16 protein-coding genes are annotated in these 22,893 nt (G+C 73.6%); 13 read left to right on the forward strand and 3 right to left on the reverse strand.

All coding sequences use genetic code 11. The features are described 5' to 3' along the window. Positions 1 to 28: 28 nt before the first annotated feature. The 7 genes from ACIBCA_RS19350 to dpgD all read left to right on the forward strand — a co-directional run bounded on the left by ACIBCA_RS19350 (position 29) and on the right by dpgD (position 7,959). Positions 29 to 1,087 (forward strand): TauD/TfdA family dioxygenase, encoded by a 1,059-nt coding sequence (locus tag ACIBCA_RS19350; protein WP_396284122.1) that lies wholly within the window; start codon positions 29 to 31, stop codon positions 1,085 to 1,087. Between the two features lie 29 nt (positions 1,088 to 1,116). Then, positions 1,117 to 2,097 carry a 2,3-diaminopropionate biosynthesis protein SbnA gene (gene sbnA, locus ACIBCA_RS19355; protein WP_396284123.1) on the forward strand — a complete coding sequence of 327 codons (981 nt, stop codon included), beginning with the start codon at positions 1,117 to 1,119 and terminating at the stop codon, positions 2,095 to 2,097. A 302-nt stretch (positions 2,098 to 2,399) separates the two neighbouring features. Further along, positions 2,400 to 3,773 (forward strand): PLP-dependent aminotransferase family protein, encoded by a 1,374-nt coding sequence (locus ACIBCA_RS19360; RefSeq protein WP_396284124.1) that lies wholly within the window; start codon positions 2,400 to 2,402, stop codon positions 3,771 to 3,773. Positions 3,774 to 3,882: 109 nt separating this feature from the next. Then, complete coding sequence (gene dpgA / locus ACIBCA_RS19365; RefSeq protein WP_396284125.1) at positions 3,883 to 5,043, forward strand: 3,5-dihydroxyphenylacetyl-CoA synthase DpgA; 1,161 nt, start codon at positions 3,883 to 3,885, stop codon at positions 5,041 to 5,043. Between the two features lie 56 nt (positions 5,044 to 5,099). Continuing rightward, a complete protein-coding gene (gene dpgB / locus ACIBCA_RS19370; RefSeq protein ID WP_396284126.1) occupies positions 5,100 to 5,765 on the forward strand; it encodes an enoyl-CoA-hydratase DpgB in 666 nt (221 codons plus the stop codon). A gap of 140 nt (positions 5,766 to 5,905) precedes the next feature. After that, the gene (gene dpgC / locus ACIBCA_RS19375) at positions 5,906 to 7,156 is read left to right on the forward strand and encodes a (3,5-dihydroxyphenyl)acetyl-CoA 1,2-dioxygenase DpgC (protein WP_396284152.1); all 1,251 of its coding nucleotides are present in this window, start codon (positions 5,906 to 5,908) and stop codon (positions 7,154 to 7,156) included. Next, positions 7,153 to 7,959: an enoyl-CoA-hydratase DpgD gene (dpgD, locus tag ACIBCA_RS19380; RefSeq protein ID WP_396284127.1), complete on the forward strand. Its 807-nt coding sequence runs from the start codon at positions 7,153 to 7,155 to the stop codon at positions 7,957 to 7,959. The genes dpgC and dpgD overlap by 4 nt, the downstream gene beginning before the upstream one ends. A 145-nt stretch (positions 7,960 to 8,104) precedes the next feature. Here the strand turns inward: dpgD and ACIBCA_RS19385 are convergent, their stop codons facing one another. From ACIBCA_RS19385 to ACIBCA_RS19395, 3 genes are read right to left on the reverse strand one after another with little or no spacing between them, the layout of a single operon-like run. Beyond that, positions 8,105 to 10,084: an ABC transporter ATP-binding protein gene (locus tag ACIBCA_RS19385; RefSeq protein ID WP_396284128.1), complete on the reverse strand. Its 1,980-nt coding sequence runs from the start codon at positions 10,082 to 10,084 to the stop codon at positions 8,105 to 8,107. Then, on the reverse strand, positions 10,081 to 10,974 hold the full coding sequence (locus ACIBCA_RS19390; RefSeq protein WP_396284129.1) for an alpha/beta fold hydrolase: 894 nt from the start codon (positions 10,972 to 10,974) through the stop codon (positions 10,081 to 10,083). Before ACIBCA_RS19390 ends, ACIBCA_RS19385 begins: the two co-directional genes overlap by 4 nt. 55 nt (positions 10,975 to 11,029) lie before the next feature. Next, positions 11,030 to 12,619, reverse strand: a complete 1,590-nt coding sequence (locus tag ACIBCA_RS19395) for an MBL fold metallo-hydrolase (protein ID WP_396284130.1) — start codon at positions 12,617 to 12,619, stop codon at positions 11,030 to 11,032. Positions 12,620 to 13,048: 429 nt separating this feature from the next. On the opposite strand from ACIBCA_RS19395, the gene ACIBCA_RS19400 reads away from it, so the two are divergent. The 6 genes from ACIBCA_RS19400 to ACIBCA_RS19425 form a co-directional block, all read left to right on the forward strand. Further along, the gene (locus tag ACIBCA_RS19400) at positions 13,049 to 13,261 is read left to right on the forward strand and encodes an MbtH family protein (RefSeq protein ID WP_396284131.1); all 213 of its coding nucleotides are present in this window, start codon (positions 13,049 to 13,051) and stop codon (positions 13,259 to 13,261) included. 56 nt (positions 13,262 to 13,317) lie between these two features. Then, entirely contained in the window at positions 13,318 to 15,111 is a 1,794-nt protein-coding gene (locus ACIBCA_RS19405; protein ID WP_396284132.1) for a fatty acyl-AMP ligase, read from the forward strand. Further along, on the forward strand, positions 15,108 to 16,877 hold the full coding sequence (locus ACIBCA_RS19410; protein WP_396284133.1) for an acyl-CoA dehydrogenase family protein: 1,770 nt from the start codon (positions 15,108 to 15,110) through the stop codon (positions 16,875 to 16,877). Before ACIBCA_RS19405 ends, ACIBCA_RS19410 begins: the two co-directional genes overlap by 4 nt. After that, on the forward strand, positions 16,867 to 18,543 hold the full coding sequence (locus tag ACIBCA_RS19415) for an acyl-CoA dehydrogenase family protein (protein WP_396284134.1): 1,677 nt from the start codon (positions 16,867 to 16,869) through the stop codon (positions 18,541 to 18,543). The genes ACIBCA_RS19410 and ACIBCA_RS19415 overlap by 11 nt, the downstream gene beginning before the upstream one ends. An 11-nt stretch (positions 18,544 to 18,554) precedes the next feature. Beyond that, on the forward strand, positions 18,555 to 18,839 hold the full coding sequence (locus ACIBCA_RS19420; protein WP_396284135.1) for an acyl carrier protein: 285 nt from the start codon (positions 18,555 to 18,557) through the stop codon (positions 18,837 to 18,839). A 152-nt stretch (positions 18,840 to 18,991) separates the two neighbouring features. Beyond that, positions 18,992 to 22,893: condensation domain-containing protein (locus ACIBCA_RS19425; protein ID WP_396284136.1), on the forward strand; the 3,902-nt coding region annotated here is incomplete at its 3' end.

Here is a 22,893-nt window from a genome sequence, read left to right on the forward strand (position 1 = left end):
GCCCGAACCATCACGAGAGGAAGAGTGGATGACCAGCGCGACAACCGACCAGGTGCCGTCCGGCCAGGTGCCGACCGACCAGGTGCCGTCCGGCCCAGGCCCCGGCCCCGGCCCGAGCCCGGTTTCGGCCCCGGCCCCGACACCGGGCCCGGACGGGCCGGAACTCCTCACCGTCCCGCCGGGCGCCGTCGCGTCCGGCTGGCTGACCGAGCAGCGGCAGGACATCGAGGCCCGCATCGGCGCCTCCGGAGCCGTGCTGCTGCGCGGCACGGGCATCCGCTCGGCCGCCGACCTGGCGGACGTCGCCGCCGCCCTGGGGATCGAGCCGATGGTCGAGCGGGAGCGGTTCGCTCCGCGGGCCGAGCTCGGCCGGGGCGTCCACTCCTCCTCGGAGTGGCCCGCCGACGAGCCCATGTGCATGCACCACGAGCTGAGTTACGCCGAGCAGGTGCCCGCTCTGCTCCTGTTCGGCTGCCTGGTCGCCCCCGCCGAGGGCGGGCGCACCGAGGTCGCGGACTCGCAGCGGGTGCTGGAGGCGCTGCCGTCCGAGCTGGTCGACCGCTTCAGCCGGGAAGGCTGGCTGCTCACCCGGTCCTACCACGAGGTGGGCGTCCCGTGGACCGAGGCGTTCGGCACCGAGGACCGCGCGCAGGTGGACGCCTACTGCGCGGCGGCGGGCCTCGACCACGAGTGGCTGCCGGACGGCCGGCTGCGCACCCGCCAGCGCCGCGCCGCCGTGCTGCGCCACCCGGGGACGGGCCGCCCGGTCTGGTTCAACCAGGTGGCGTTCCTGAACGAGCGGACCCTCGACCCGGCGATCCGGGAGTACCTGGTGGACGTCTACGGCCCCTCCGGCCTGCCGTTCAACACCGCCTACGGCGAAGGCGGCGAGCTGTCCGACGACACCGTGGAGACGATCAACGCGGCCTACCGCGACGCCTCCGCCGGCCTGCCCTGGCAGGCCGGCGACGTGCTGCTGGTCGACAACCTCCGGATGGCCCACAGCCGGGACCCCTTCCGGGGCGAGCGCGAGATCGTGGTGCTCCTCGGCAACCCCGTCCGGCTCGAAGGCCATGTCCTCCCCTGAGCCGGGGAACGGGAGAACGGGGGTTTGCCGTGCCGATCATCTCGGCTCCGTACGAATTCAATGAGGACCGGCTCTACGTCGATCTGGCTCCCGTGCTCGGGATCCCGCTCCACCTCAAGTGCGAGGGCTTCAACTTCGCCGGTTCGATCAAGCAGAAGGCCGCCCTGGAAATGGTCGAGGCCGCCGAGAAGTCGGGCCGGCTGGGATTCGACTCGATCCTGGTGGAGTCCTCGTCCGGCAACCTGGGCGTGGCGCTCAGCATGATCGCGGCGAGCCGGGGGTACCGCTTCGTCTGCGTCACCGACTCCCGGTGCAACCCGGCGACCCGGCAGGTGATGCGGGCACTGGGCGCCGAGGTGCACGTCGTCTCGGAGCCCGATCCGGTGGACGGCCTGCTCGGCGCCCGGCTCGCCCACGTCCGCCGGCTGTGCGCCGAGGACGACCGCTACCTGTGGCTCAACCAGTACGCGAACCCCGACAACTGGGGTGCGCACCACCGGCTGACCGCCCCCGAGATCGCCGAGCACTTCCCGGGGCTCGACGTCCTCTTCGTCGGCGCCGGGACCACCGGGACGCTGATGGGCTGCGCCCGCTGGTTCAAGGAACACCGCCCACAGGTGCGGATCGTGGCCATCGACGCGGTCGGATCGGTCACCTTCGGCGGTCCGCCGGGCCGGCGGCTGCTGCCCGGACTGGGGGCGGGAGTGCGCCCGCAGATCCTGGACGAGACCTTCGTCGACGCGGTCGTCCGGGTGCCGGAGCCGGACGCGCTGCGCGTCTGCCACCGGCTGGCCGCCCGCGGCTTCCTGTTCGGCGGCTCGACCGGCACCGTGGTGGCCGGTGCGGCTCGCTGGCTCGACGAGCGGCCCCCGGGCGCTCGTCGGCCGGGCGCCGCGGTGGCGATCGCGCCGGACCTCGGTGAGCGGTACACGGACACCGTCTACCGGCCGGACTGGGTGCGCGAGCACTACGGGCCGGACGTCCTCGAGTCGGAGGAGTTCCGCTTCTGACGGTCCCGGTGCTCCGTCGGCACCGGTCACCGGGCGGGCCCGCACACTCTTGATCGGCCGCTCGGCCCTCGGTCATAGTGAAGTGGCCCCCGGCCGCGACGCGCGCAAGTCACGCGCACCGCAGCGGACTTCGTGGTCGCCGCCGAGCGTTCGGCGAACCGGCGGCCGCGACGCGGACCGCCTCCCACCACCCCACCCGCCCCTGCGGGAGTCCGCCCGCGCGCCGGGCCGGCGCCGATCCGTGCCGTCCGCACGACGGCGGCCAGGGGCGCGACCGCCACCCGAAGGAGCCCTGATCGCGCATGCGCCTCGAACCGGACGTGGACGACGCGTCGGTGACCGCCCTCCAGGCCCCGTCGCCGCTTCGCCGCGAGGACCTGCACGCCAGTGTGTCGGACCCGGTCCTCGACACCATGAACTTCCTCAACGAGATCACCCTGCGCCACCCCGAGGCGATCTCCTTCGCCCCGGGACGCCCCTACGACGGCTTCTTCGACACCGAACAGCTCTTCGGCTACCTGCGCCGCTACCTCGACCACCTGGCCGAGACCGGGCACACCCCGGCCGAGGTCCGCTCCGCGCTCTTCCAGTACGGCCCCACGGCCGGCCGGATCCGCGAGGTGATCGCCGAGTCGCTGCGCCAGGACGAGGGGATCGACGTCCCGCCCGAGTCGATCGTGGTGACGGTGGGCTGCCAGGAGGCGATGTTCCTCGCGGTCAGGGCGCTCATCGCCTCGCCGCAGGACGTGCTGCTGGTGTCCAGCCCGTGCTACGTCGGGATCACCGGGGCGGCCCGGGTGCTCGGCGTCGGGCTGAGCGCGGTCGAGGAGGGCGAGAGCGGCTTCGACTGCGCCGTCCTGGAAGCCGTGGTCGCCGCCGAGCGGGCGGCCGGACGACGCCCCCGGGCCCTGTACGTGATCCCGGACCACTCCAACCCGCTGGGGACCACGATGCCCCTGGAGACCCGCACGGAACTGCTGGACCTGGCCGCGCGCCTGGACCTGCTGATCCTGGAGGACAGCCCCTACCGGCTGGTCAGCCCCGGCCCGCAGCTGCCCTCGCTCAAGGCCCTGGACCGCCGGCGGAGCGTGGTGCAGCTCGGGTCGTTCTCCAAGACGCTGTTCCCCGGCGCCCGGGTGGGCTACGCGATCGCCGACCAGGTCGTGGCCGACGGGTCGGGCGCCACCGGACTGCTCGCCGACGAACTCACCAGGATCAAGAGCATGGTGACGGTCAACACCTCGCCGCTCAGCCAGGCCGTGGTGGCGGGCATGCTGCTGGCCGGCGGAGGCCGCGCGACCGACCACAACGTCCGGACGTCCGCGTACTACGGGGAGACGATGGCCGCCACGCTGCGCGAACTGGAGGCGGCCTTCCCGCCGGACCGCCGCGCCGCCCTCGGCATCCGGTGGAACCGGCCGGACGGGGGCTTCTTCCTGAGCCTCACCGTCCCGTTCCCCGCCGACAACGCCGCGCTGGCCCGCTCGGTGCGGGACCACGGCGTCATCTGGACCCCGATGTCCTACTTCCACCCCGACGGCGGGGGCACCCGTGCCCTGCGCCTGTCCACCAGCTACCTGACGCACGAAGAGATCGTCGAGGGGATCGCCCGGCTCGCCCGGTTCGTCGAGGCCGAGGCCGCGACGAACGGCGCGGACGACACCGCGCGGGCCTGACCCGGCACCACCGACCGGAACCATCCGCGACAAGTCCGAAGGGACAGGCAGTGATCAGAGCAACGCTCAACACCCGTGGCAGGTGCCGCATGTGGGGGTGGACCTTCCGATGACCACCAGTGTCAGCCCCCGCCGCACCGCGGCCGTCGACCCGTCCCGCGCGCGCCACAGCGGCCCGGCCGCCCCGAACGCGCCCCGGATCGGTGCCGTCGGCACCGCCGTGACGGAGAACTCCTACACCCAGCGGGAACTGATCGACACCTTCCGGATCACCGATCCCAAGATCCGTTCGGTGTTCCTCAGCGGCTCCATCGAACGGCGCCACCTCACCCTGCCCCCGGTCGGCCCGGACGGCACCCTCGTCCCGGAGATCCAGGGCGAACTGCTCGCCAAGCACACCAGGGTCGGGGTCGAGATGGGCTCCCGGGCCCTGCTCGCCTGCCTGGAGGAACTCGGCGCCGACCTCGCCGACGTCGACTACCTGTGCTGCGTGACCACCACCGGGTTCCTCACCCCGGGCCTGAGCGCCCGGATCATCCGTCACCTCGGCATCGACCCCGGCTGCCACCGCGCCGACATCGTCGGCATGGGCTGCAACGCCGGTCTCAACGCCCTCAACGGAACCGCCGCCTGGTCGGCGGCCAACCCCGGCCGGCTCGCCGTGATGGTGTGCGCGGAGGTCTGCTCCGCCGCCTACGTCTTCGACAACACGATGCGCACCGCGGTCGTCAACAGCCTGTTCGGGGACGGCGCCGCGGCCATCGCGCTGATCGCCCCCGGCCAGGACGCCCCCGACCCGTTCACCTCCGGCCCGGCCGCAGCGGCCGCCACCCCCCGGATCCTGGACTTCTCCAGCCACATCATCACCGACGCGCTGGACGCCATGCGCTACGACTGGGACGACGACCAGAACCGGTTCAGCTTCTACCTCGACCCCGAGATCCCGTACGTGGTCGGCGCCAACGCCGAACAGGTCGTCGACCGGCTGCTCGCCCGCTCCGGCCTGCGGCGCAGCGACATCGCGCACTGGCTGGTGCACTCCGGCGGCAAGAAGGTCATCGACGCCGTCCGGGTCAACCTCGGCCTGACCCGCCACGAGGTGCGGCACACCACCGGTGTCCTGCGCGACTACGGCAACCTCTCCAGCGGATCGTTCCTCTTCTCCTACGACCGCCTGATGCGCGAAGGGTCCGTCCGGCCGGGCGACTACGGGGTGATGATGACGATGGGGCCGGGTTCCACCATCGAGACGGCGCTGATCCGGTGGTGACGGGCAGCGGCGACAGCCGACAGCGTACGGACAGCCTTCGAAACGGGGAGACGACAGTGGAAGACCGCGACGTGACGCTCAAGATCGACGGCGCGCAGCCCATCACCGCCGAACTGGTGGCCCGGGTCGCGGACGTCTGCGACCTGGCCGAATCCACCGAGGGCAGCCGGGTGGTCGTCCGGCTGACGGGCGCCCCGGTCGGCTCGGTGTACGAGGGCCTGACCATCGGCCTGGTCAACAAGTGGGAGCGGGCGCTGCGCCGCCTGGAACGGCTTCCCGCCACCGTCGTCGCCGTCGCGGACGGCGACTGCGGCGGCACCGCGCTGGACGCGCTGCTCGCCACCGACTACCGCGTCGTGACCGCCTCCGCCCGACTCGTGGTGCCCGTCGACGGCGGTGCGACCTGGCCGGGCATGGCCCTGTTCCGGCTCGCGCAGCAGGGTGCGAACACGGCCGGCGTCCGCCGGGCGGTGCTGTTCGGGCAGCCGATCGACGCCCCGGCGGCCCTGGCGCTCCGGCTGGTGGACGAGGTGACCGACGACGTCGAGGGTGCGCTGGCCGGCGTGGCCGGACTCGCCGAAGGGGTGCCCGGAGCCGAACTGGCCATCCGGCGCCAGCTCATGTTCGACGCCTCGGCCGTCACCTTCGAGGAGGCGCTGGGCGTGCACCTGGCCGCCTGCGACCGGGTGCTGCGGCGCGAGCCGGCCGGAGCGGCCTCGTGACGGCGGAAACCCGCACCCTGAGCCGGGAGGTGGCCGAGGACCGGAGCGCGGCCGGGGACCGGAGCGAGACCGAGGCCCACGAGCGGCACGCCGTCCGGGCCGACCTCGCCACCGCCCGGCGCGCGCTCGCCACCGCCGCGCTGCGCACCGCGGACGTGCTGGCGGCCCTGCCCGAACCGCAGCACCGCTCGCCCGGGCAACGGGCCGCCGCCGAGGGGGCCAAGGAGAGCGCCCGGCTGCTGCGCCACACCTTCCTCGGGGCGCACGCCGACGCCGTCTACGACGAGCTGACCGACGGCCGGACCCGCCACCTCAAGCTCGCCGAGGTGGCCGCTCTCGCCGCGCTCCGCTTCCCCGGACTGGCCCCCACCCCGGAACAGCTCGCGGAACGGACGAGGCCGCAGGCGGCCAAGGAGGGCCACGAGATCGACCAGGGCATCCTCTTCCACCACCTGCTCGGCTCGCCGACGGCCGGCGCCCACCTGATCGACGCGATGCTGACGCCCACCCCGCGCGCCCTGGCCCTGCTGCCGGAGTACACCAGGACGGGCGCCGCGGACCTCGGCAGCGTACGGATGGAGCGCTCCGGCGGCGCGTCCCGGGTGACCATGTGCCGGGACGACTGCCTCAACGCCGAGGACGGCCGCCAGGTCGAGGACATGGAGACCGCCGTCGACCTCGCCCTGCTCGACCCGCGGACGCGGGTCGGGCTGGTCCGCGGGGGTGTGATGACGCACCCGCGCTACGCGGGCCGACGGGTGTTCAGCGCCGGCATCAACCTCAAGTCCCTGCACGCCGGCGGCATCTCGCTGGTGGACTTCCTGCTGCGGCGCGAACTGGGCTACCTCCACAAGCTGCTCCGCGGAGTGCTCGTCGACGACGGCACCCACTGGCGCTCGCGCACCGTGGAGAAGCCCTGGGTCGCCGCCGTGGACGGCTTCGCGATCGGCGGCGGCGCCCAGTTGCTGCTGGTCTTCGACCACGTGATCGCCGCCGCCGACTCCTTCCTGAGCCTGCCCGCGGCGCAGGAGGGCATCGTCCCCGGGGCGTCCAACTTCCGGCTCCGCCGCTTCGGGGGGACCAGGCTGGCGCGTCGGCTGGTGCTGGCCGGGGAGAAGATCCGGGCGGCCGAGCCGGACGCCCGCTTCCTGGTCGACAGGGTGGTGGAACCCGAGGCCATGGACGAGGCCGTCGAGCAGGGCCTGGCCCGGCTCGGTGGATCGGCGGTCGTCGCCAACCGGCGGATGCTCAACCTGGCCGAGGAACCGGTGGACGAATTCCGCCGGTACATGGCCGAGTTCGCGCTGCAGCAGTCGCTGCGCCTGTACGCCGACGACGTCCTCGACAAGGTCGGCCGCTTCTCGGCACGTTCGGAGGCCGTGTCCGCGTGAGCGACTCCGGTGGGCCGCGGGTGCGGTACGACAAGAAGGAGCACGTCGCCCGGATCACGATCGACCGGCCCGCCGTGCTGAACGCGATGGACCTGCGGACGCACGAGGAACTCGCCGCGATCTGGGACGACTTCGAGGCCGATCCCGTGCTGCGCGTCGCGGTCCTCACCGGTGCCGGTGAGCGGGCCTTCTCCGTGGGGCAGGACCTGCGCGAGCGGGCCCGGCTCAACGCGGAGGGGGCGGCGCCCACCACGTTCGGCAGCCGGGGCCAGCCTGGCTGGCCCCGGCTGACCGAACGCTTCGACCTCAGCAAACCGGTGATCGCCCGGGTCGACGGGTACGCGCTGGGCGGCGGCTTCGAACTGGCCCTGGCGTGCGATCTCGTCATCGCCTCGGACCGGGCGGTCTTCGGGCTGCCCGAAGCGCGGCTCGGCCTCGTCCCGGGGGCGGGCGGTGCCTTCCGGCTCGCCCGGCAGCTGCCGCTGAAGATCGCCATGGGCCACCTGATGACCGGGCGCTCCCTGACGGCCGCCGACGCGGCCCGGTTCGGCCTGGTGAACGAGGTGGTGCCGGCCGACCGGCTGGACGCCTGCGTCGAGGAGTGGACCGCCGACCTGCTGCGCAGCGCCCCGCTGGCGGTACGGGCGATCAAGGAGGCGGTGATGCGGTCGGTCGACATGCCGCTGGAGGAGGCCTTCTCGGCCTCGTACGGGTGGGAGCGGCGGCGGATGGTCAGCGAGGACGCGGCCGAGGGCCCGCGGGCCTTCGCCGAGAAGCGTGACCCGGTCTGGCGGGGGCGGTAGGCGCCTGCGCACGGTACGGGCCACCGCCCGTGGGGGGGGGCGGGGGGGGGGGGCCCCCCCCCGGGGGGGGGCCCCCCCGGGCCCCCCCCCCCGCCCCCCCCCCCCCGGCGGGGGGCCCCCCCCCCCCGGCCCCCCCACGGGCGGATCAGCCGAGCGGTGCGGAGGCCGCGGGCTCGGCGGCGGCCTCCGCGGAGGGCTGCTCCGTGGACACCTCCTCCGTGGACACCTCCTCCGACGGCTCCTGACGGTTCTCCTGGGTGGCGAACTGGGTGCGGTAGAGCTCCGCGTACAGCCCGTCGGCGGCCAGCAGCTCCTGGTGCGTGCCGCGTTCCCGCACCCGGCCGCCGTCGACCACCAGGATCTGGTCGGCTTCCCGGACGGTGGAGAGCCGGTGGGCGATGACCAGCGAGGTGCGGCCGGCCAGCGCCACCTTGAGCGCCCGCTGGATCGCCGCCTCCGACTCGGAGTCCAGGTGCGCGGTGGCCTCGTCGAGGATGACCACCGGCGGCGCCTTGAGCAGCAGCCTGGCCAGCGACAGCCGCTGCTTCTCACCACCGGAGAGCCGGTGGCCGCGGTCACCGACCACGGTGTCCAGGCCCTCGGGCAGGGCTGCGATGGTGTCCCAGATCCGGGCCGCCCGGCACGCCTCCACCAGGTCCTGCTCGGTGGCGCCCGGGCGGGCGTAGGCCAGGTTGGCCCGGATGGTGTCGTGGAACATGTGCGCGTCCTGGGTCACGACGCCGACGGCCGCGGTGAGCGAGCCCGAGGTCAGCTCCCGGACGTCCACCCCGCCGACCCGTACGGCCCCGGAGTCCGGGTCGTAGAGCCGGGGGACGAGGCCGGTGATCGTGGTCTTGCCGGCGCCGGACGGGCCGACCAGGGCGGTGAGCTTCCCGGACGGGGCCCGGAAGCTCAGGTCCCGCAGGATCCACTTGCGGTCGCCGTCCTCCTCGGCCCGTCGGGCCGGCGACTCCAGCGAGGCGAGCGAGACCAGGCTCGCCGCCGGGTAGCGGAACGAGACCTGGTCGAACTCGATGTCCGGCGCGGCGCCGTCGGCCGCGGCGGCCAGCGGGCGGGCGTCCGGCCGGTCCTCGATCAGCGGCCGCAGGTCCAGCACCTCGAAGACCCGGTCGAAGCTGACCAGGGCGGTCATCACGTCGATCTGGATGCCGGAGAGCTGGTTGATCGGACCGTAGAGGCGCAGCAGCAGGGTCACCATGGCGACCAGGACGCCCAGGCGGAGCGTGTTGTCGAGGACGAGCGAGCCGCCGAAGCCGTACACCAGGGCCGTGGTGACCGCGGTGAGCACGGAGACGACGATGCCGAACATCCGCCCGTGGACGACGGCGGAGACGTTGATGCCGCGCACCCTGTCCGCCTGGCGGGCGAAGAGCGCGGACTCCTCGTCCGGCCGGCCGTACAGCTTGGTGAGCATCGCCCCCGAGACGTTGAACCGCTCGTTCATCACCGAGCCCATCTCGGCGGTGACCTGCATGCCGGCCCGGGCGAGCCGCTGGATCCGGCGCCCGATCACCCGCGCGGGCAGCAGGAAGAACGGGATCACCAGGAGCGCGGCGAGGGTGATCTGCCAGGACAGGTAGAACATCGCGCCGAGGACCAGGAGCAGGGTCAGGGCGGCCGAGACCGCCTGGGACAGCAGGGTGGTGACGGCCTGCCGGGCGCCGACGATGTCGGTGTGGATCCGGCTGACCAGCGCCCCGGTCTGGGTGCGGGTGAAGAAGGCCAGGGGCTGGCGCTGCACGTGGGTGAACACCGCGGTGCGCAGGTCGTAGACCAGTCCCTCGCTGATCCGGCCGGAGAACAGGCTCTGGACGAAGACGACCAGGGCGTCCACGAGGGCCAGCGCGGCGACGGTCGCGGCGAGCCCGACGACCAGACCGAGCCGCCCGGGCGGTGCCAGGCCGTCGTCGATGATCTGCTTGAGCAGCAGGGGGCTGGCGGCGGCGATGGCGGCGTCCGCCGAGGCCATCAGCAGCATCACCAGGATCGACCACCGGTAGCGCAGCGCGTACGGGAGGATGCGCCGCAGCGTTCCCGGCTTGACGGTCTGCTTGGTGATCGTGTCCTCGTCGAAGCTCACCATGGGGCCGAGGCCGGTCGTCATGCCGCGTCACCCCGTTCCGCTCCGCCCTGTTCAGAGCCGCCCCGTTCAAGGCCGCCCTGTTCAAGGCCGAGGCCGGTGGTGCCGGCCGCGTGCTTGTCGAGGAACTCGATGATCGCGGTGTTGACCGCCTCGGGGCGCTCCAGGTGCCCGAGATGACCGCAGTCGGGGATCTCCACGTAGTCGCAGTCCGGGATGGCCTCCGCGACCTCGGCGGTCAGGTGCGGTGGGGAGACCAGGTCGTCGGCGAAGCCGATGACCCGGCAGGGAGCGGTGACCGCGCCCAGCGCGGCCCGTCGGTCCGTGTCGGTGTCGATCCAGGCCTGGCCGCCGCCGGCCTGGGTGCCGGGGCCGGACAGTTCGAAGAGGTCCAGCCAGACGGCCGCCGCCGCGCTGTCGTCGAGGGTCGACGGGGACAGCATCTCCAGCGCGGACCTGACGGCCGCGTAGCCGGAGGGCAGGCGCACCCCGCTCTCCAGCAGCTCGCGGTCCGCCGCCGACTGGGCGCGCCGGAAGGCGTCCGCCCTCGCCCGGCCCGCGATCAGGACCGCGGACCGGACGAGGTGCGGGGCCGCGATCGCGAGCTCCTGGGCGATGGCGGAGCCGAGGGACGACCCCACGAGATGGCACGGGCCCAGGTCGAGCGCCTCGATCAGCCCCTTGGTGTCGGCCACCACCTCGTCCAGCGTGTACCGGCCCGGTGGTGCGTCGGAGGGGGCGATGCCCCGATTGTCGAAGGTGATCGTCCGGTATCCCGCCCGGTTCAGCGCCGGCGTCTGGTGCATCTGCCAGACCCGTCCGGCGGCTCCCGAGCCCATGATGAGGAGAACCGGTTCCCCCCGGCCCGACTGCTCGTAGGCGAGCCGGATGCCGTTGGTGTTCACGAAGGGCATGACTGCAGCCGTATCTCTCGTCGGTCGCCTGGCGGCAGGGTGGTCGCGGTGCTCGTCACCAGCGCCATTCGCGCTTGTTGAGGAGGTGCTCGGCCGGGATCCCGCGGTCCCGGCACCAGCCGAGGAACTCGTCGATCTGCTTCAGCTGGTAGGTGTCCTCGGTGTACGTGGTGGCCATCACGTGCCCCTGCCAGCTCTCCTCGCCCATCGCGTAGATGTACGCCTCGCGCGCGCCCAGCTCGACCAGGATGTCGCCGGCCTGGGCCGCGTTGGACCCGGACAGCTTGCGCGAGTCACTCATCTTCTTGGTCACCGGCTTGGTCAGCAGGGCCTGGTAGAGCCAGGTGAGCGGTGCGCCGTCGCACTCCATGCCGAGGAAGGCCATGTCGGCCGTGCCCAGGTGGTTGCGGATGTAGCGGTACAGCACCGGGTCGATGCCGGAGGAGTCCGCGCCGATGAACACCGACTTGCCCGCGAGCTCCACCCAGTAGGTCGACTTGCCGCGGATGTCCAGGTCGGAGTGCTCGCCGAGGAACGGCGTGGCGGTCACCTTGCCACCGGGGAAGGGGACTTCGTCGAAGTCGTCGACCTCGGTCACGGGCAGGCCCAGGTGCTTCAGGTAGAGGCCGATGTTGGGGTCGGCCAGGTTGCCGCGGGAGGAGCGCGGCACGACGACCGACCCGACCCGCCCGCGCAGCTGGAGCATGGTCTCCAGCACGATGTGGTCCTGGTGGCCGTGGGTGATCAGCACCAGGTCGATGAAGTCCGGCAGGTCGTCCAGCGTGTAGCGGTCACCGTGCCGGTTGTCGGCGCTGATGAACGGGTCGGTCACGATGGCGGCCTCGGGGGTCTGCAGCACCAGGCAGGCGTGGCCGAAGTAGCGGACCCGGCCGCCGGCGTCGATGTGCCGGTCCTCGGCCAGGCTCGGCCGGGTGTCCAGCAGGGAGCCCAACTGCCGCGCCCCCGCGTCGTCCAGCTCCAGCGCCTCGCGCAGCCTGGCCGCGGTGGTGGGCTTGGTCCGCGCCCGGAACAGCTCCTCCAGGCCCGGGTGGCGGAACGGCAGCGACAGGTCCAGCACGCCGGGCTGGGGCAGGCGCGGGGTGCTCAGGATGAACGGGCGCTCCACGCCGTCCTCCAGGGAGAGCTGGACGGACTGACGGCCCTCGTCGTACACCGGGCTGTGGTAGACCAGCGGCTCCAGGTAGTGCATCGACGGCTGGTTGTTGGTGTCGTAGGCCAGCTCCACCAGTCCGTTCAGCGCGGCCGGCAGCTTCGGGTAGAGCGGGGTGAGGTCGAAGCCGGTCGCGTTCTGCCGCAGCAGTTCCTCGCCCTCGGCGACGGCCGCCGCGAAGGTCAGCATGTCGGCCCGGTCCCGCTTGATCGACTCCAGCAGCGCGGCGACCTCGTCCTTGCGCTCCTCCGCGATGCCGACGAAGTAACCGCCGCGCAGCGCCGGGTTGTTGACGGCGGCGACGTGAACCTGCGGATTGCGCAGGAACGACTCCAGCAGTGGCACCTGGAGGAATGCGAGGTTCATCGCGGCCTGGACCGGTGCGACCGTGTAGAGCCACGCGTAGAACCCGTCGACCAGCGGTTCGATGATTGCGTTCGAGCGGAGGAATATCGGCTCTTCGTTGGCGCCCACGTCAATCTCCCTGTTCTGGAATGCACTTCGGACACCGGCCGGCTCGGGGCCGCGACGGTGGATGCGCGGCGTCCACGCCCGGACCGGGGGACAGGGGGTGGATACGGCGGCAGGCCGGCGCCGGGTCGGATTCCGGGCCGCGGCCGCATGGTCCGCCGGGGAAACACGGCGTGGCGCGCCGCCTCACTATGGCACCGGGGCCGCCGGGGAACAACGGCCGCCCGGCCCCCCGGATTCACGGCCCGCGCGAGCCCGCGCGGGCCTGTTCAACTGCCGCTCCGGTGCGGGTTGAACACCCGATCAGACGTCAGGTGAGCGCCCGGGGCGGATCGTTGATCGTTCCGGCGCCGCTGGGTCATAGTGGATCAGCCGGGCGAACGCCTGTGCGACATGAGTCATCCGTGATTTGTTCCGGAGAAAGGACGCGAGGTGACGAATCCCTTCGAGGATCCCGACGCCGCTTACCTGGTCCTCGTGAACGAGGAGGGCCAGCACTCGCTCTGGCCGGTGTTCGCCGACGTACCCGAGGGCTGGCAGCGGGTCTTCGGCGAAGCTCCCCGCCAGGAGTGCCTGGACCACATCGAGAAGAACTGGACGGACATGCGGCCCAAGAGCCTCATCGCCGCCATGGAAAACAACTGAGGGACCGTCGAGGGGCCCGCCCGGCACACGGGCGGCGGATCCCGGAGGGAATCGCCATGACGATCGACCTCGCCGGGCACCGGAACCTGGGCGACGCGTTCGGCGAACGCGTCGCCGCAGGTCCGGACCGGCCCGCGCTGACCATCTACCGCGGCTCCGCCGCGACGGAACACCCCGTACTCACGGCCGCCGAACTCCACCGGCGGGCGCGGCGGCGCGCTGCGGCGCTCTCGGCACGGCTCGTACCCGGCGACCGGGTCCTGCTCGCCCTGCCCTCCGGCCCCGAGCTGGTCGAGCTCTACCTCGCCTGCCTCATCGCGGGGCTGGTCGCCGTGCCCGTACCGGTGCCCGGCGGCTCGGCCGTCGCCGGTGAGCGGGTCGCGGCCATCGCCCGCGACTGCACCCCGAGCCTGGCCGTCGCCTCCGGCGAGGACCGCGCCGCCGTCTCCGAGCGACTGCGCGACCACGGACTCGGCGACGTCCCCGTGGAGGAACCGGGCGAGGCCGCCCCCGGCGAAGCCGCCGAGCCCCCGCCGGGCGCGTTCCGCCCCGGCCCCGACACCCTCGCCGTGCTCCAGTACAGCTCGGGCTCCACCGGCACCCCCAAGGGCGTCCTGCTCACCCACGGCGACATCCTCGCCGACATCGCGGCCCTCGCCGCCGACTGCGGGGCCACGCCCGGCGACGCCTTCGGCATCTGGATCCCGCTCCACCACGACATGGGCCTGTTCGGCATGCTCACCACCGCCCTGCTGTCCGGCGGGCACCTCGTGATGATGCCGCCGGGGGACTTCGTCCGCCGGCCCGTGGAATGGCTGCGCCTGCTGGGCGAGTACGGCTGCGCGTTCACCGCCGCCCCCAACTTCGCGTTCGACATGTGCACCCGGCACATCCCCGACGGACAGCTCGAAGGCATCGACCTCTCGCGGCTGCGCGTCGCCTTCAACGGATCCGAGCCGATCCACGTGCCGACCATGACCGCGTTCACCAAGCGCTTCGCGGCCGTCGGCCTGCGGCCCGACGCGCTCTCGCCCGCCTACGGCATGGCCGAGGCCACCGTGTACGTGACCGTCACCCCGCCCGGCGCCCTCCCGACCGTACTCGTGGTCGACCCGCGCCGGCTGGAGGACGCCGAAGCCCCCGAACTGCACGTCACCACCGGCGGCGAAGGCCGGGAGGTGGTCGGCCACAGCGTCCCCCGCGCGCACGGCGTCGAACTGCGCATCGTCCACCCGGGGACCGGGCGGACCCTGCCCGAACGCGCGATCGGCGAGATCTGGCTGCGCGGCCCCGGCATCGGACGCGGCTACTGGAACCAGCCGGAGCTCAGCGCCCGCACCTTCGCCGCCCGCCGCGCGGACGACGACGACACCGCCGCCACCGAGACGCCCTGGTTCCGCAGCGGAGACCTCGGCGCCCTGGTCGACGGCGAGCTCTACGTCACCGGCCGGATCAAGGAACTGCTGATCGTCCACGGCCGCAACCTCTTCCCCCAGGACCTGGAGCAGGAGGCCAGGGCCGCCCACCCGGCACTCGCCGGGTTCAACGGCGCGGCCTTCTCCGTGCCGGCGCCCGACGAGCGGATCGTCCTCGTCCACGAGATCGACAACCGCCTGCCGGCCGAGGAGCGGGCCGCCGTCGCCGCGGCGGTCATCCGCCGCCTCACCGTCGCCTTCGGCGTCCCCGTCCGCAACGTCGTCCTGGTCCGGCGCGGCGGCGTCCGGCGGACCACCAGCGGAAAGATCCAGCGCACCGCCATGCGCGAGCGGTTCCTGGCCGGAGAGCTCCAGGCCCTGCACCTCGAGCTCGACCCCGGGCTGCCGCGGCCGGCGCAGGCCGGTGCGCAATGACCCGCGCCCTCGCCGGGACGGCACCCGGGCCCGCCCTCGAAGCGGCCCTGGAGGCCGTCCTCGGCGACCCGGACCAGGCCGCCCGGCGCACCGCCGAACTCGACGCCGCCGAAGGGTTCCCCGCCGAACTCAAGCAGCTGCTCGACACCTTCGGCCTCGCCGAGTACTACGTACCGGCCGAACACGGCGGCAGCCTCGACGACCACGAACACCTGCTCAGGCTCTGGCGGACCCTGGCCCGCCGCGACCTCAGCGCCACCGTCGCCCACGGCAAGACCTACCTGGCCGCCGCCCCGGTCTGGATCGCCGGCACCCCCGAGCAGACCACCCGGACCGCCGCCGCCGTCCTCGACGGCACCCCGATGGCCTGGGCCCTGTCCGAACCGGACCACGGCGCCGACCTGCTCAACGGCACCCTCACCGCCACCGCGCACGGCGACGGCTACCGCCTCGACGGCGTCAAGTGGCCGGTCAACAACGCGACCCGCAGCGGCCGGCTCACCCTGCTCGCCCGCACCGGCGCACCCGGTGCGGGCCGTGGCCAGAGCCTGTTCCTGGTCGACAAGGCCGCCCTGGCCCCCGACACCTGGCGCGCGCTGCCGAAGGTCCGCACCCACGGCATCCGCGGCATCGACATCTCCGGCATCGAGTTCACCGGCGCCACCGTGCCGGGCAGCGCCCTGCTCGGCCCCGAGGGCAGCGGCGTCGAGACCGTCCTGCTCGCCCTCCAGCTCACCCGCACCATGTGCGCGGCGCTGTCCCTGGGCGCCGGCGAACACGCGCTGCGGATCGTCGCCCGCTTCGCCGCGCACCGCGTCATCCAGCGCAAACCCCTCGCCGACCGCGCCCACCCGGCCTCCGTCCTGGCCCGCGGCGCCGCGCTCCTCGGCGCGACCGAGGCCGCCGCACTGCTCGCGACCCGCTCCATCCACAGCCTCACGGGCGAACAGAGCGTCACCGCGGCCACCGTCAAGGCGCTCGCCCCCACCCTCGTGGACTCGATGCTCGGGGAACTCGCCGAACTGCTCGGCGCCCGTTCCTTCCTCACCGACGTCCACGAGCACGGCGCGTTCCAGAGGATCGAACGCGACCACCAGGTGGTGGCCGTCTTCGACGGCAGCACCCCGGTCAACCGCGCGGCCCTCGTGCAGCAGTTCCCCCGGCTCGTCCGCGGCCACGCGGCGCAGACCGTCGACACCGCCGGACTCGCGGAAGCCGCCGACGTCGGCGAACGCCTCCGGGCCCTCGACCCCGGCGCCCTCACCCTCCTCTCCCGGAACGGCGGTTCGGCCGTCCAGGCACTGCCCGGGCTGCTCGCCTCGGGCGCCCTCGCCGACGGCCCGCCCGGACTCGCCGAACACGCGGCCACCCTCGACGCCACCACCCGCCTGCTCCACACCCTGATGGCCGACGTGCGCCCCGCCGCACGGCCCCCGATGGCCGCCTACGAACTGGCCGCCGGCTACGAGCTCTGCTACGCGGGCGCCGCCTGCCTCCACCTCTGGGCCGCCGGCCGCGACCGCCACCACGGCGAACCGCTCTGGGAGGACGCCCTCTGGGCCAGGGCCGCGCTGCGGGCCCTGAACACCAGGCTCGCCGCCCAACTGCGCATCCCGCCGCCCGAACCCGCCCCCGGCGACGACCTCATCGACGCCCGGCTCACCCGCCTCCTCGTCGAGGCCGCGACCACCGGCGCCCCGGTCACCCCCTTCGGGGCACCGACCACCGCGCCCTGCCCGGGAGGGGGAACCACCGATGAGTGCTGACGACCTCGACACCCTCCTCGGCGACCCGGCGGACCCCGCCAACCCCGTCGGCCACGCCGCCGTCCTGGCCGCCGACGAACGCCAGGAGATGCTCGCCGCCGGCGAGGACCTGCTCGACACCTGGGGCTTCAACGCCGAGTTCGTCCCCGCCCGGTACGGCGGCCGGCTCACCCGCGCCGACCGGCTCGCCGAATCGATGCGCACCCTGTGGCGGCGGGACCCGGCCCTGGGCCTCGGCTACGGCTTCAGCTCCTTCCTCGCCGCGGTCAACATCTGGACCGCGGGCACCGAGGACCAGCGGCGGGACGCCGCCCGACTGCTCCTGGGCAACCGCAGGATCGCCGCGACCTTCCACGAACTCGACCACGGCAACGACTTCGCCCACGCCGACTGCACCGCCCGGCCCGAAGCCGGCCACTGGCAGCTGACCGGACGCAAGGAGATCGTCACCAACCTCCGGCGCGCCGAGGCCATGGTGCTCTTCGCCCGCACCAGCCCGGCACCCGGAAGCCGGAGCCACAGCCAGTTCTTCGTCCACCGCGACGACCTGCCCGCCGACCGGATCCGCGACCTGCCGCGCTTCCCCAGCTCGGGCATGCGAGGAGTACAGCTCGGCGGCGCCGAGTTCACCGACTGCCCACTGCCCGCCGACGCCCTGCTCGGCGGCGAGGGCCGCGGCATCGAGACCGCCCTGCGCTCCTACCAGGTCACCCGGGTCGTCATCCCCGCCATGACCGTCGGACCGCTGGACACGGCGCTGCGCACCGCGCTCTCCTGCGCCCTCGACCGCCGGCTCTACGGCGGCGCCGTCGCCGACATCCCCTACGTGCGCTCCGTCCTCGCCCGCGTGTACGCCGACCTGCTGGCCGTCGACGCCTTCTCCGGCGTCGGCCTGCGGGCCCTGCACCTGACGCCCGACGCGACGGCGGTCTACGCACCCGCGGCCAAGTACCTGACCTCGCGCATGGTGCTGGACGCCTTCCAGGATCTGCGGGCGGTGCTCGGCGCGTCCGGATACCTGCGCGAGGGCCCGTACGCGATCTTCCAGAAGATGGCCAGGGACATCGCACCCGCCACCTTCGCGCACGTCTCGCGCTCGGCGTGCCTGGTGATGATCCTGCCGCAGCTGCCCCGGCTGGCCCGCCGGTCCTGGCTGTCCGGATCGCCCGCCGCACCGGAACTGTTCGACCTCGGCGCCGACCTGCCCGAGCTGCGCCTGGAGCGGCTGGTCGCCGGTCTGCCCAGCGGCGACGGCGTGATGGCCGTGCTCGCCGAACCCACCGGCCCCGGCGAACAGCACGGCCCGCTCGGCCGGTTCGTCGAACGCCTGCGCACCGAACTGCGGGCGCTGCGCGAGCAGTGCGCCGCCCTCGGACCCGCGGACATCACCATCGACGCCGGGCCGGCGGCCTTCGCCCTGGCCGACCGCTACACCGTCCTGCTCGCCGCGTCGGCCGCACTCGCGGTGTGGCGCCGGGGCGGCGGACGCCACCCCGAGACCGCCCTGATCGGTGTCCTCGACCGGCTGACCGAACGCCTCGGCGGCGCCCCCGTCCTCACCCCGGCCGAGCGCGAGCGCACCGAGCAGTTCCTGTTCGAGGCCGCCGTCGAGCGCCACCGAGACCGGAAGCTCTTCGACCTGACCGCCCGGCACATCCCGGGCTGAGAGGCAGTACCGTGACCGAGATCCGACCCGAGCGCGTCCAGCCGACCCCCGAGACCATCCGGCCCTGGCTGGTCGAGCGGCTCTCCCACTACCTCGACCGCCCGGCCCCCGACATCGACCCCGACACCCCGCTCGCCGAGTACGGACTCGACTCGGTCTACGCCTTCGCGCTGTGCGGCGAGATCGAGGACACCTGGGGGCTGGCCGTCGAGCCCACCCTGCTCTGGGACGTCGACACCGTCGTCCGCCTCACCGGACACCTCTCCGCCCTCGCCGCGGACCGTCCGTCCGCCTGAGCGGGCGTTCTCGCCCCTCGGCCCCTCCTGCTCCACCTGCCCCTCCTGGTCCGCCTGCCGGTCCTGCTCCGCCTGCCGGTTCAGTTCTGCCTGCCGGTCCTGTTCTGCCTGACTTTCCTGTCGATGACTCAAGCGATTGAGGTGTGCGGTAAATGGTTGCGTCCGAAGCGGGTCTCCGGGAGCTGATGACCGGGCAGCTCGGCATCTGGTACGGACAGCAGCTCGCGCCCGACAGCCCGGCCTACAACGTCGGCGAGTGCCTGGAGCTCCGCGGCGGACTGGAGCCCGGACTCTTCCTGGCGGCCCTGCGGCGGACCCTGGACGAGGCCGAGGCCTACCGCCTGCGCTTCCGGGTCCAGGACGGCACGCCCCGGCAGTACGTCGACGGCTCGCCCGACCACCCGATCCACGTCCTCGACCTCAGCGCCGAGCCGGACGCGCGGGCCGCCGCCGACGCGTGGATGCGCGCGGACCTGGACCGCCCCGTCGACCTGACCGCCGGGCCGTCCCACCTCCACGCCCTGATCACCCTCGGGCCGGACCACCACCTGTGGTACCAGCGCACCCACCACGCCGTCATCGACGGATCCGGCCTCATGGCCTTCGCCGACCGGCTCGCCCACGTCTACACCGCCCTCCTCGAAGGCCGCGCCCCCGAGGACGGCGCCCTGCCGCCCCTGGCCCTCCTGCTGGACGCCGACCGCGACTACCGGGCCTCGGCCGACCACGCCCGGGACGGCGAGTACTGGCGCACCACCCTGGCCGGACACCCGCTGACGACCGCGCCCGACCGGCCCCGGCGCCCGGCCGGCTCCCAGGCCCCGGTGCTGCACACCGCCGACCTGGATCCCGCCGCGGCCGCCGCGCTGAAGGCCGCCGCCCGGCGGCTGAGGACCAGCTTCGCCACCCTGATGATCGCCGCCGCCGCCGTTCACCGGCACCGGGTCACCGGCTCCCGTGACACCCTCGTCGGCGTGGCCGTCGCCGGCCGCACCGGCCTGCGGGAACGCCGCGTCCCCGGCATGACCTCCAGCATCATGCCGGTCCGGCTCAGCCTCACCCCGGGCACCACGGTCGCCGACCTGGTGGGGCGCACCGCCGCCGCGGTCGCCGACGGCCTGCGCCACCAGCGCTACCAGTACACCGACATCGTCGGCGACCTGAAGCTGGTCGGCGGCGCCCCGCTGTGCGACCTCGTCGTCAACGTCATCTCCGCCGACCGGGCCCTGCGGTTCGGCGACTGCACCGTCGAACGCACCGCCCTCGCCAGCGGCCCCACCGACGGCCTGCGCATCGACGTCTACCCCCGGGCCTCCGGCGCCGGCATCCGCACCGCGGTCGTCACCAACCGGGACCCGCAGGACCCGGAGGCCGGAGCCGCCGTCTCCGCCCGGTACGCCCGCATCCTCGACTGGCTCGCGAACGCCGAACCCACCGACCCCGTCGCCGCCGTCGAACTCCTCGGAGAGGACGAACGCCGGCACGTCCTGTCCGAGTGGAACGCCGCCCCCGTCGAGACGGCCCGGGCCCACCCCGGCCCGACGCCCGGCGAACCCTCCGCCGATGCCCGGGCCTACGTGCTGGACACCGCGCTGCGCCCGTCGCCGGTCGGTGCGGTCGGCGAGCTGTACCTGGCCGGTTCCCACCTGACGGCCGGCCACCTCGAGCAGGCCGGCCCGACCGCGCAGCGGTTCGTGGCCTGCCCGTACGGGAGCGGCGCGCGGATGTACCGCACCGGGGAGCAGGCCCGCTGGACGGCGGACGGGCGGCTCGAGGTCCTCGGTGAGACCACCGAGCCCCCGGCCCGGCCGGTGGGCGAGCCGGCGCCCCGGACGGGCCGGGGCCCGTCCGACGCGCGGGAGGAACTCCTCTGCGCCCTCTTCGCGGAGGCGCTCGACCTGCCCTCCGTCGGGGTCGACGACGACTTCTTCGCCCTCGGCGGGCAGTCGCTCTCGGCGATCCGGCTGCTCAGCCGGGTGCGGGAGGCGCTCGGGGTGACGCTGCCGGTGCGTGCGCTGTTCCTCACCCCGACGGTGGCCGGACTGGCCGCGTCCGCCGGCCGGCAGCCGGTGCCGGCGCCCGCCAACCTGATTCCGGACGGCGCGACCGCGATCACCCCGGAGATGCTGCCGCTGGTGGAGCTCTCCCCGGCCGAGATCGAGCGGGTGGTCGCCGGCGTGCACGGCGGTGCGGCCAACGTGGCGGACGTCTACCCGCTGGCCCCGGTCCAGGAGGGCATCCTGTTCCACCACCGCCTGGCCGGCGGGGCCGAGGATGCCTACGTCACCCAGACGGTGCTGGAGTTCGACACCAGGGCCGGGCTGGACGCCTTCGCGAAGGCGCTGCAGACCGTGGTCGACCGGCACGACGTCTTCCGCACCGGCGTGGTGTGGGAGGGCCTGGAGGAGCCGGTCCAGGTGGTGTGGCGAACGGCGTCGCTGCCGGTGACCGAGGTGGCGCTCGCGGCCGGTGAGCCGGACCCGGTCGCCGCGCTCCTGGCCGCCGGCGGGCTCGCGATGGACCTGGGCCGGGCACCCCTGATGGACCTGCACGTCGCCGCCGACCCGCACGCCGACCGCTGGCTCGCCTACGTCCGCATCCACCACCTGATCGAGGACCACACGGCGATCGGAGTGCTGCTCGCGGAGGTCCGGGCCGTCCTGGAGGGCCGTACCGCCGAACTGCCGGCACCGCTGCCGTTCCGGGACTTCGTGGCAGGCGTCCGCACGGGCGCGGGCCACGCCGCGGACGAGAAGTACTTCGCCGACCTGCTCGGCGACGTCGACGAGCCGACCGCGCCCTTCGGCCTGGTGGACGTCCACCGGGACGGCTCCGACTCCGTCCAGGCCCGGGTCGCCCTGGAGCCCGACCTGGTCGGGCGGGTGCGCACGGCCGCGCGCAGGCTGGGCGCCAGCCCCGCGACCCTGCTGCACCTGGCGTGGGCGCGGGTGCTGGCCTCCGTGTCGGGACGCTCGGACGTCGTCTTCGGGACGGTGCTGTTCGGCCGGATGAACGCGGGCGCCGGCGCTGACCGGGTGCCCGGGCCGTTCATGAACATGCTGCCGGTCCGCGTCCCGGTGGACGGCACGGGCGTCCGCGCGGCCGTCGCCGGGATGCGCGGGCAGCTCGCCGAACTGCTGGAGCACGAGCACGCCGCGCTGGCGCTGGCCCAGCGGGTCAGCGGCATCCCCGGCAACGCGCCGCTGTTCACCTCGATCTTCAACTACCGGCACAACACGGCCGGACAGGACGTGAACCGGGACGGCCTCGGCATCGAGGGCGTCGGCACGATCTTCTCCCGGGCCCGCAACAACTACCCGCTCACGGCTTTCGTCGAGGACGACGGCAGCGGGATCGGCCTGACCGTGGACGCGGTCGCCCCGGTCGACCCGCTGGAGGTGTGCACCCTGCTGCGGACCGCGCTGGACGGTCTGATCGGCGCGCTCGAGACCGAGCTCGACGGTGGACCGGAGCAGGCGTTCAACACCGTCAGGGTCCTGGGTGGGGTGGAGCGGCACCGGGTGTTGGTGGAGTGGAACGACACGGGTGTGGCTGGTGTGTCGTCGTTGGTGCCGGAGTTGTTCGCGGCGCGGGTGGCGGAGTCGCCGGATGCGGTGGCGGTGGTGTGTGACGGGGTGGAGGTGTCGTTCGCGGAGTTGGATGAGCGGGCGAGTCGGTTGGCGTGGTTCCTGGTGGGTCAGGGGATCGGTGCGGAGTCGGTGGTGGGGCTGTGTCTGCCGCGTGGGGTGGACATGGTGGTGGGGATTTTGGGTGTGTGGCGGGCGGGGGCGGCGTATGTGCCGGTGGATCCGGAGTATCCGGTGGATCGGATCGCTTTCGTGTTGCGTGACAGTGGGGCGGTGGTGCTGATCGGGTCGTCGGAGGTGTTGGACGATCTGCCGGCGGGTGGGGTGCGGATGGTTGCGTTGGATGATCCGTTCGTGCGGGCGGAGTTGGCGGGGTTGCCGGGTGGGGTGCCGGGGGTTTCGGTGCTTCCGGGGAATGTGGCGTATGTGGTGTATACGTCGGGGTCGACGGGGTTGCCGAAGGGTGT

It is taken from the genome of Kitasatospora sp. NPDC051170 (genome assembly GCF_044455705.1).
GTDB lineage: Bacteria > Actinomycetota > Actinomycetes > Streptomycetales > Streptomycetaceae > Kitasatospora.

What these genes read in the sequence shown, in the direction of transcription:
- ACIBCA_RS19410 (WP_396284133.1), top strand. Translation starts at nt 15,108, where the DNA reads ATGACCCGCGCCCTCGCCGGGACGGCACCCGGGCCCGCCCTCGAAGCG.
- ACIBCA_RS19350 (WP_396284122.1), top strand. Translation starts at nt 29, where the DNA reads ATGACCAGCGCGACAACCGACCAGGTGCCGTCCGGCCAGGTGCCGACC.
- ACIBCA_RS19385 (WP_396284128.1), bottom strand. Translation starts at nt 10,084, where the DNA reads ATGACGACCGGCCTCGGCCCCATGGTGAGCTTCGACGAGGACACGATC.
- ACIBCA_RS19405 (WP_396284132.1), top strand. Translation starts at nt 13,318, where the DNA reads ATGACGATCGACCTCGCCGGGCACCGGAACCTGGGCGACGCGTTCGGC.
- ACIBCA_RS19415 (WP_396284134.1), top strand. Translation starts at nt 16,867, where the DNA reads ATGAGTGCTGACGACCTCGACACCCTCCTCGGCGACCCGGCGGACCCC.
- ACIBCA_RS19390 (WP_396284129.1), bottom strand. Translation starts at nt 10,974, where the DNA reads ATGCCCTTCGTGAACACCAACGGCATCCGGCTCGCCTACGAGCAGTCG.
- ACIBCA_RS19360 (WP_396284124.1), top strand. Translation starts at nt 2,400, where the DNA reads ATGCGCCTCGAACCGGACGTGGACGACGCGTCGGTGACCGCCCTCCAG.
- dpgA (WP_396284125.1), top strand. Translation starts at nt 3,883, where the DNA reads ATGACCACCAGTGTCAGCCCCCGCCGCACCGCGGCCGTCGACCCGTCC.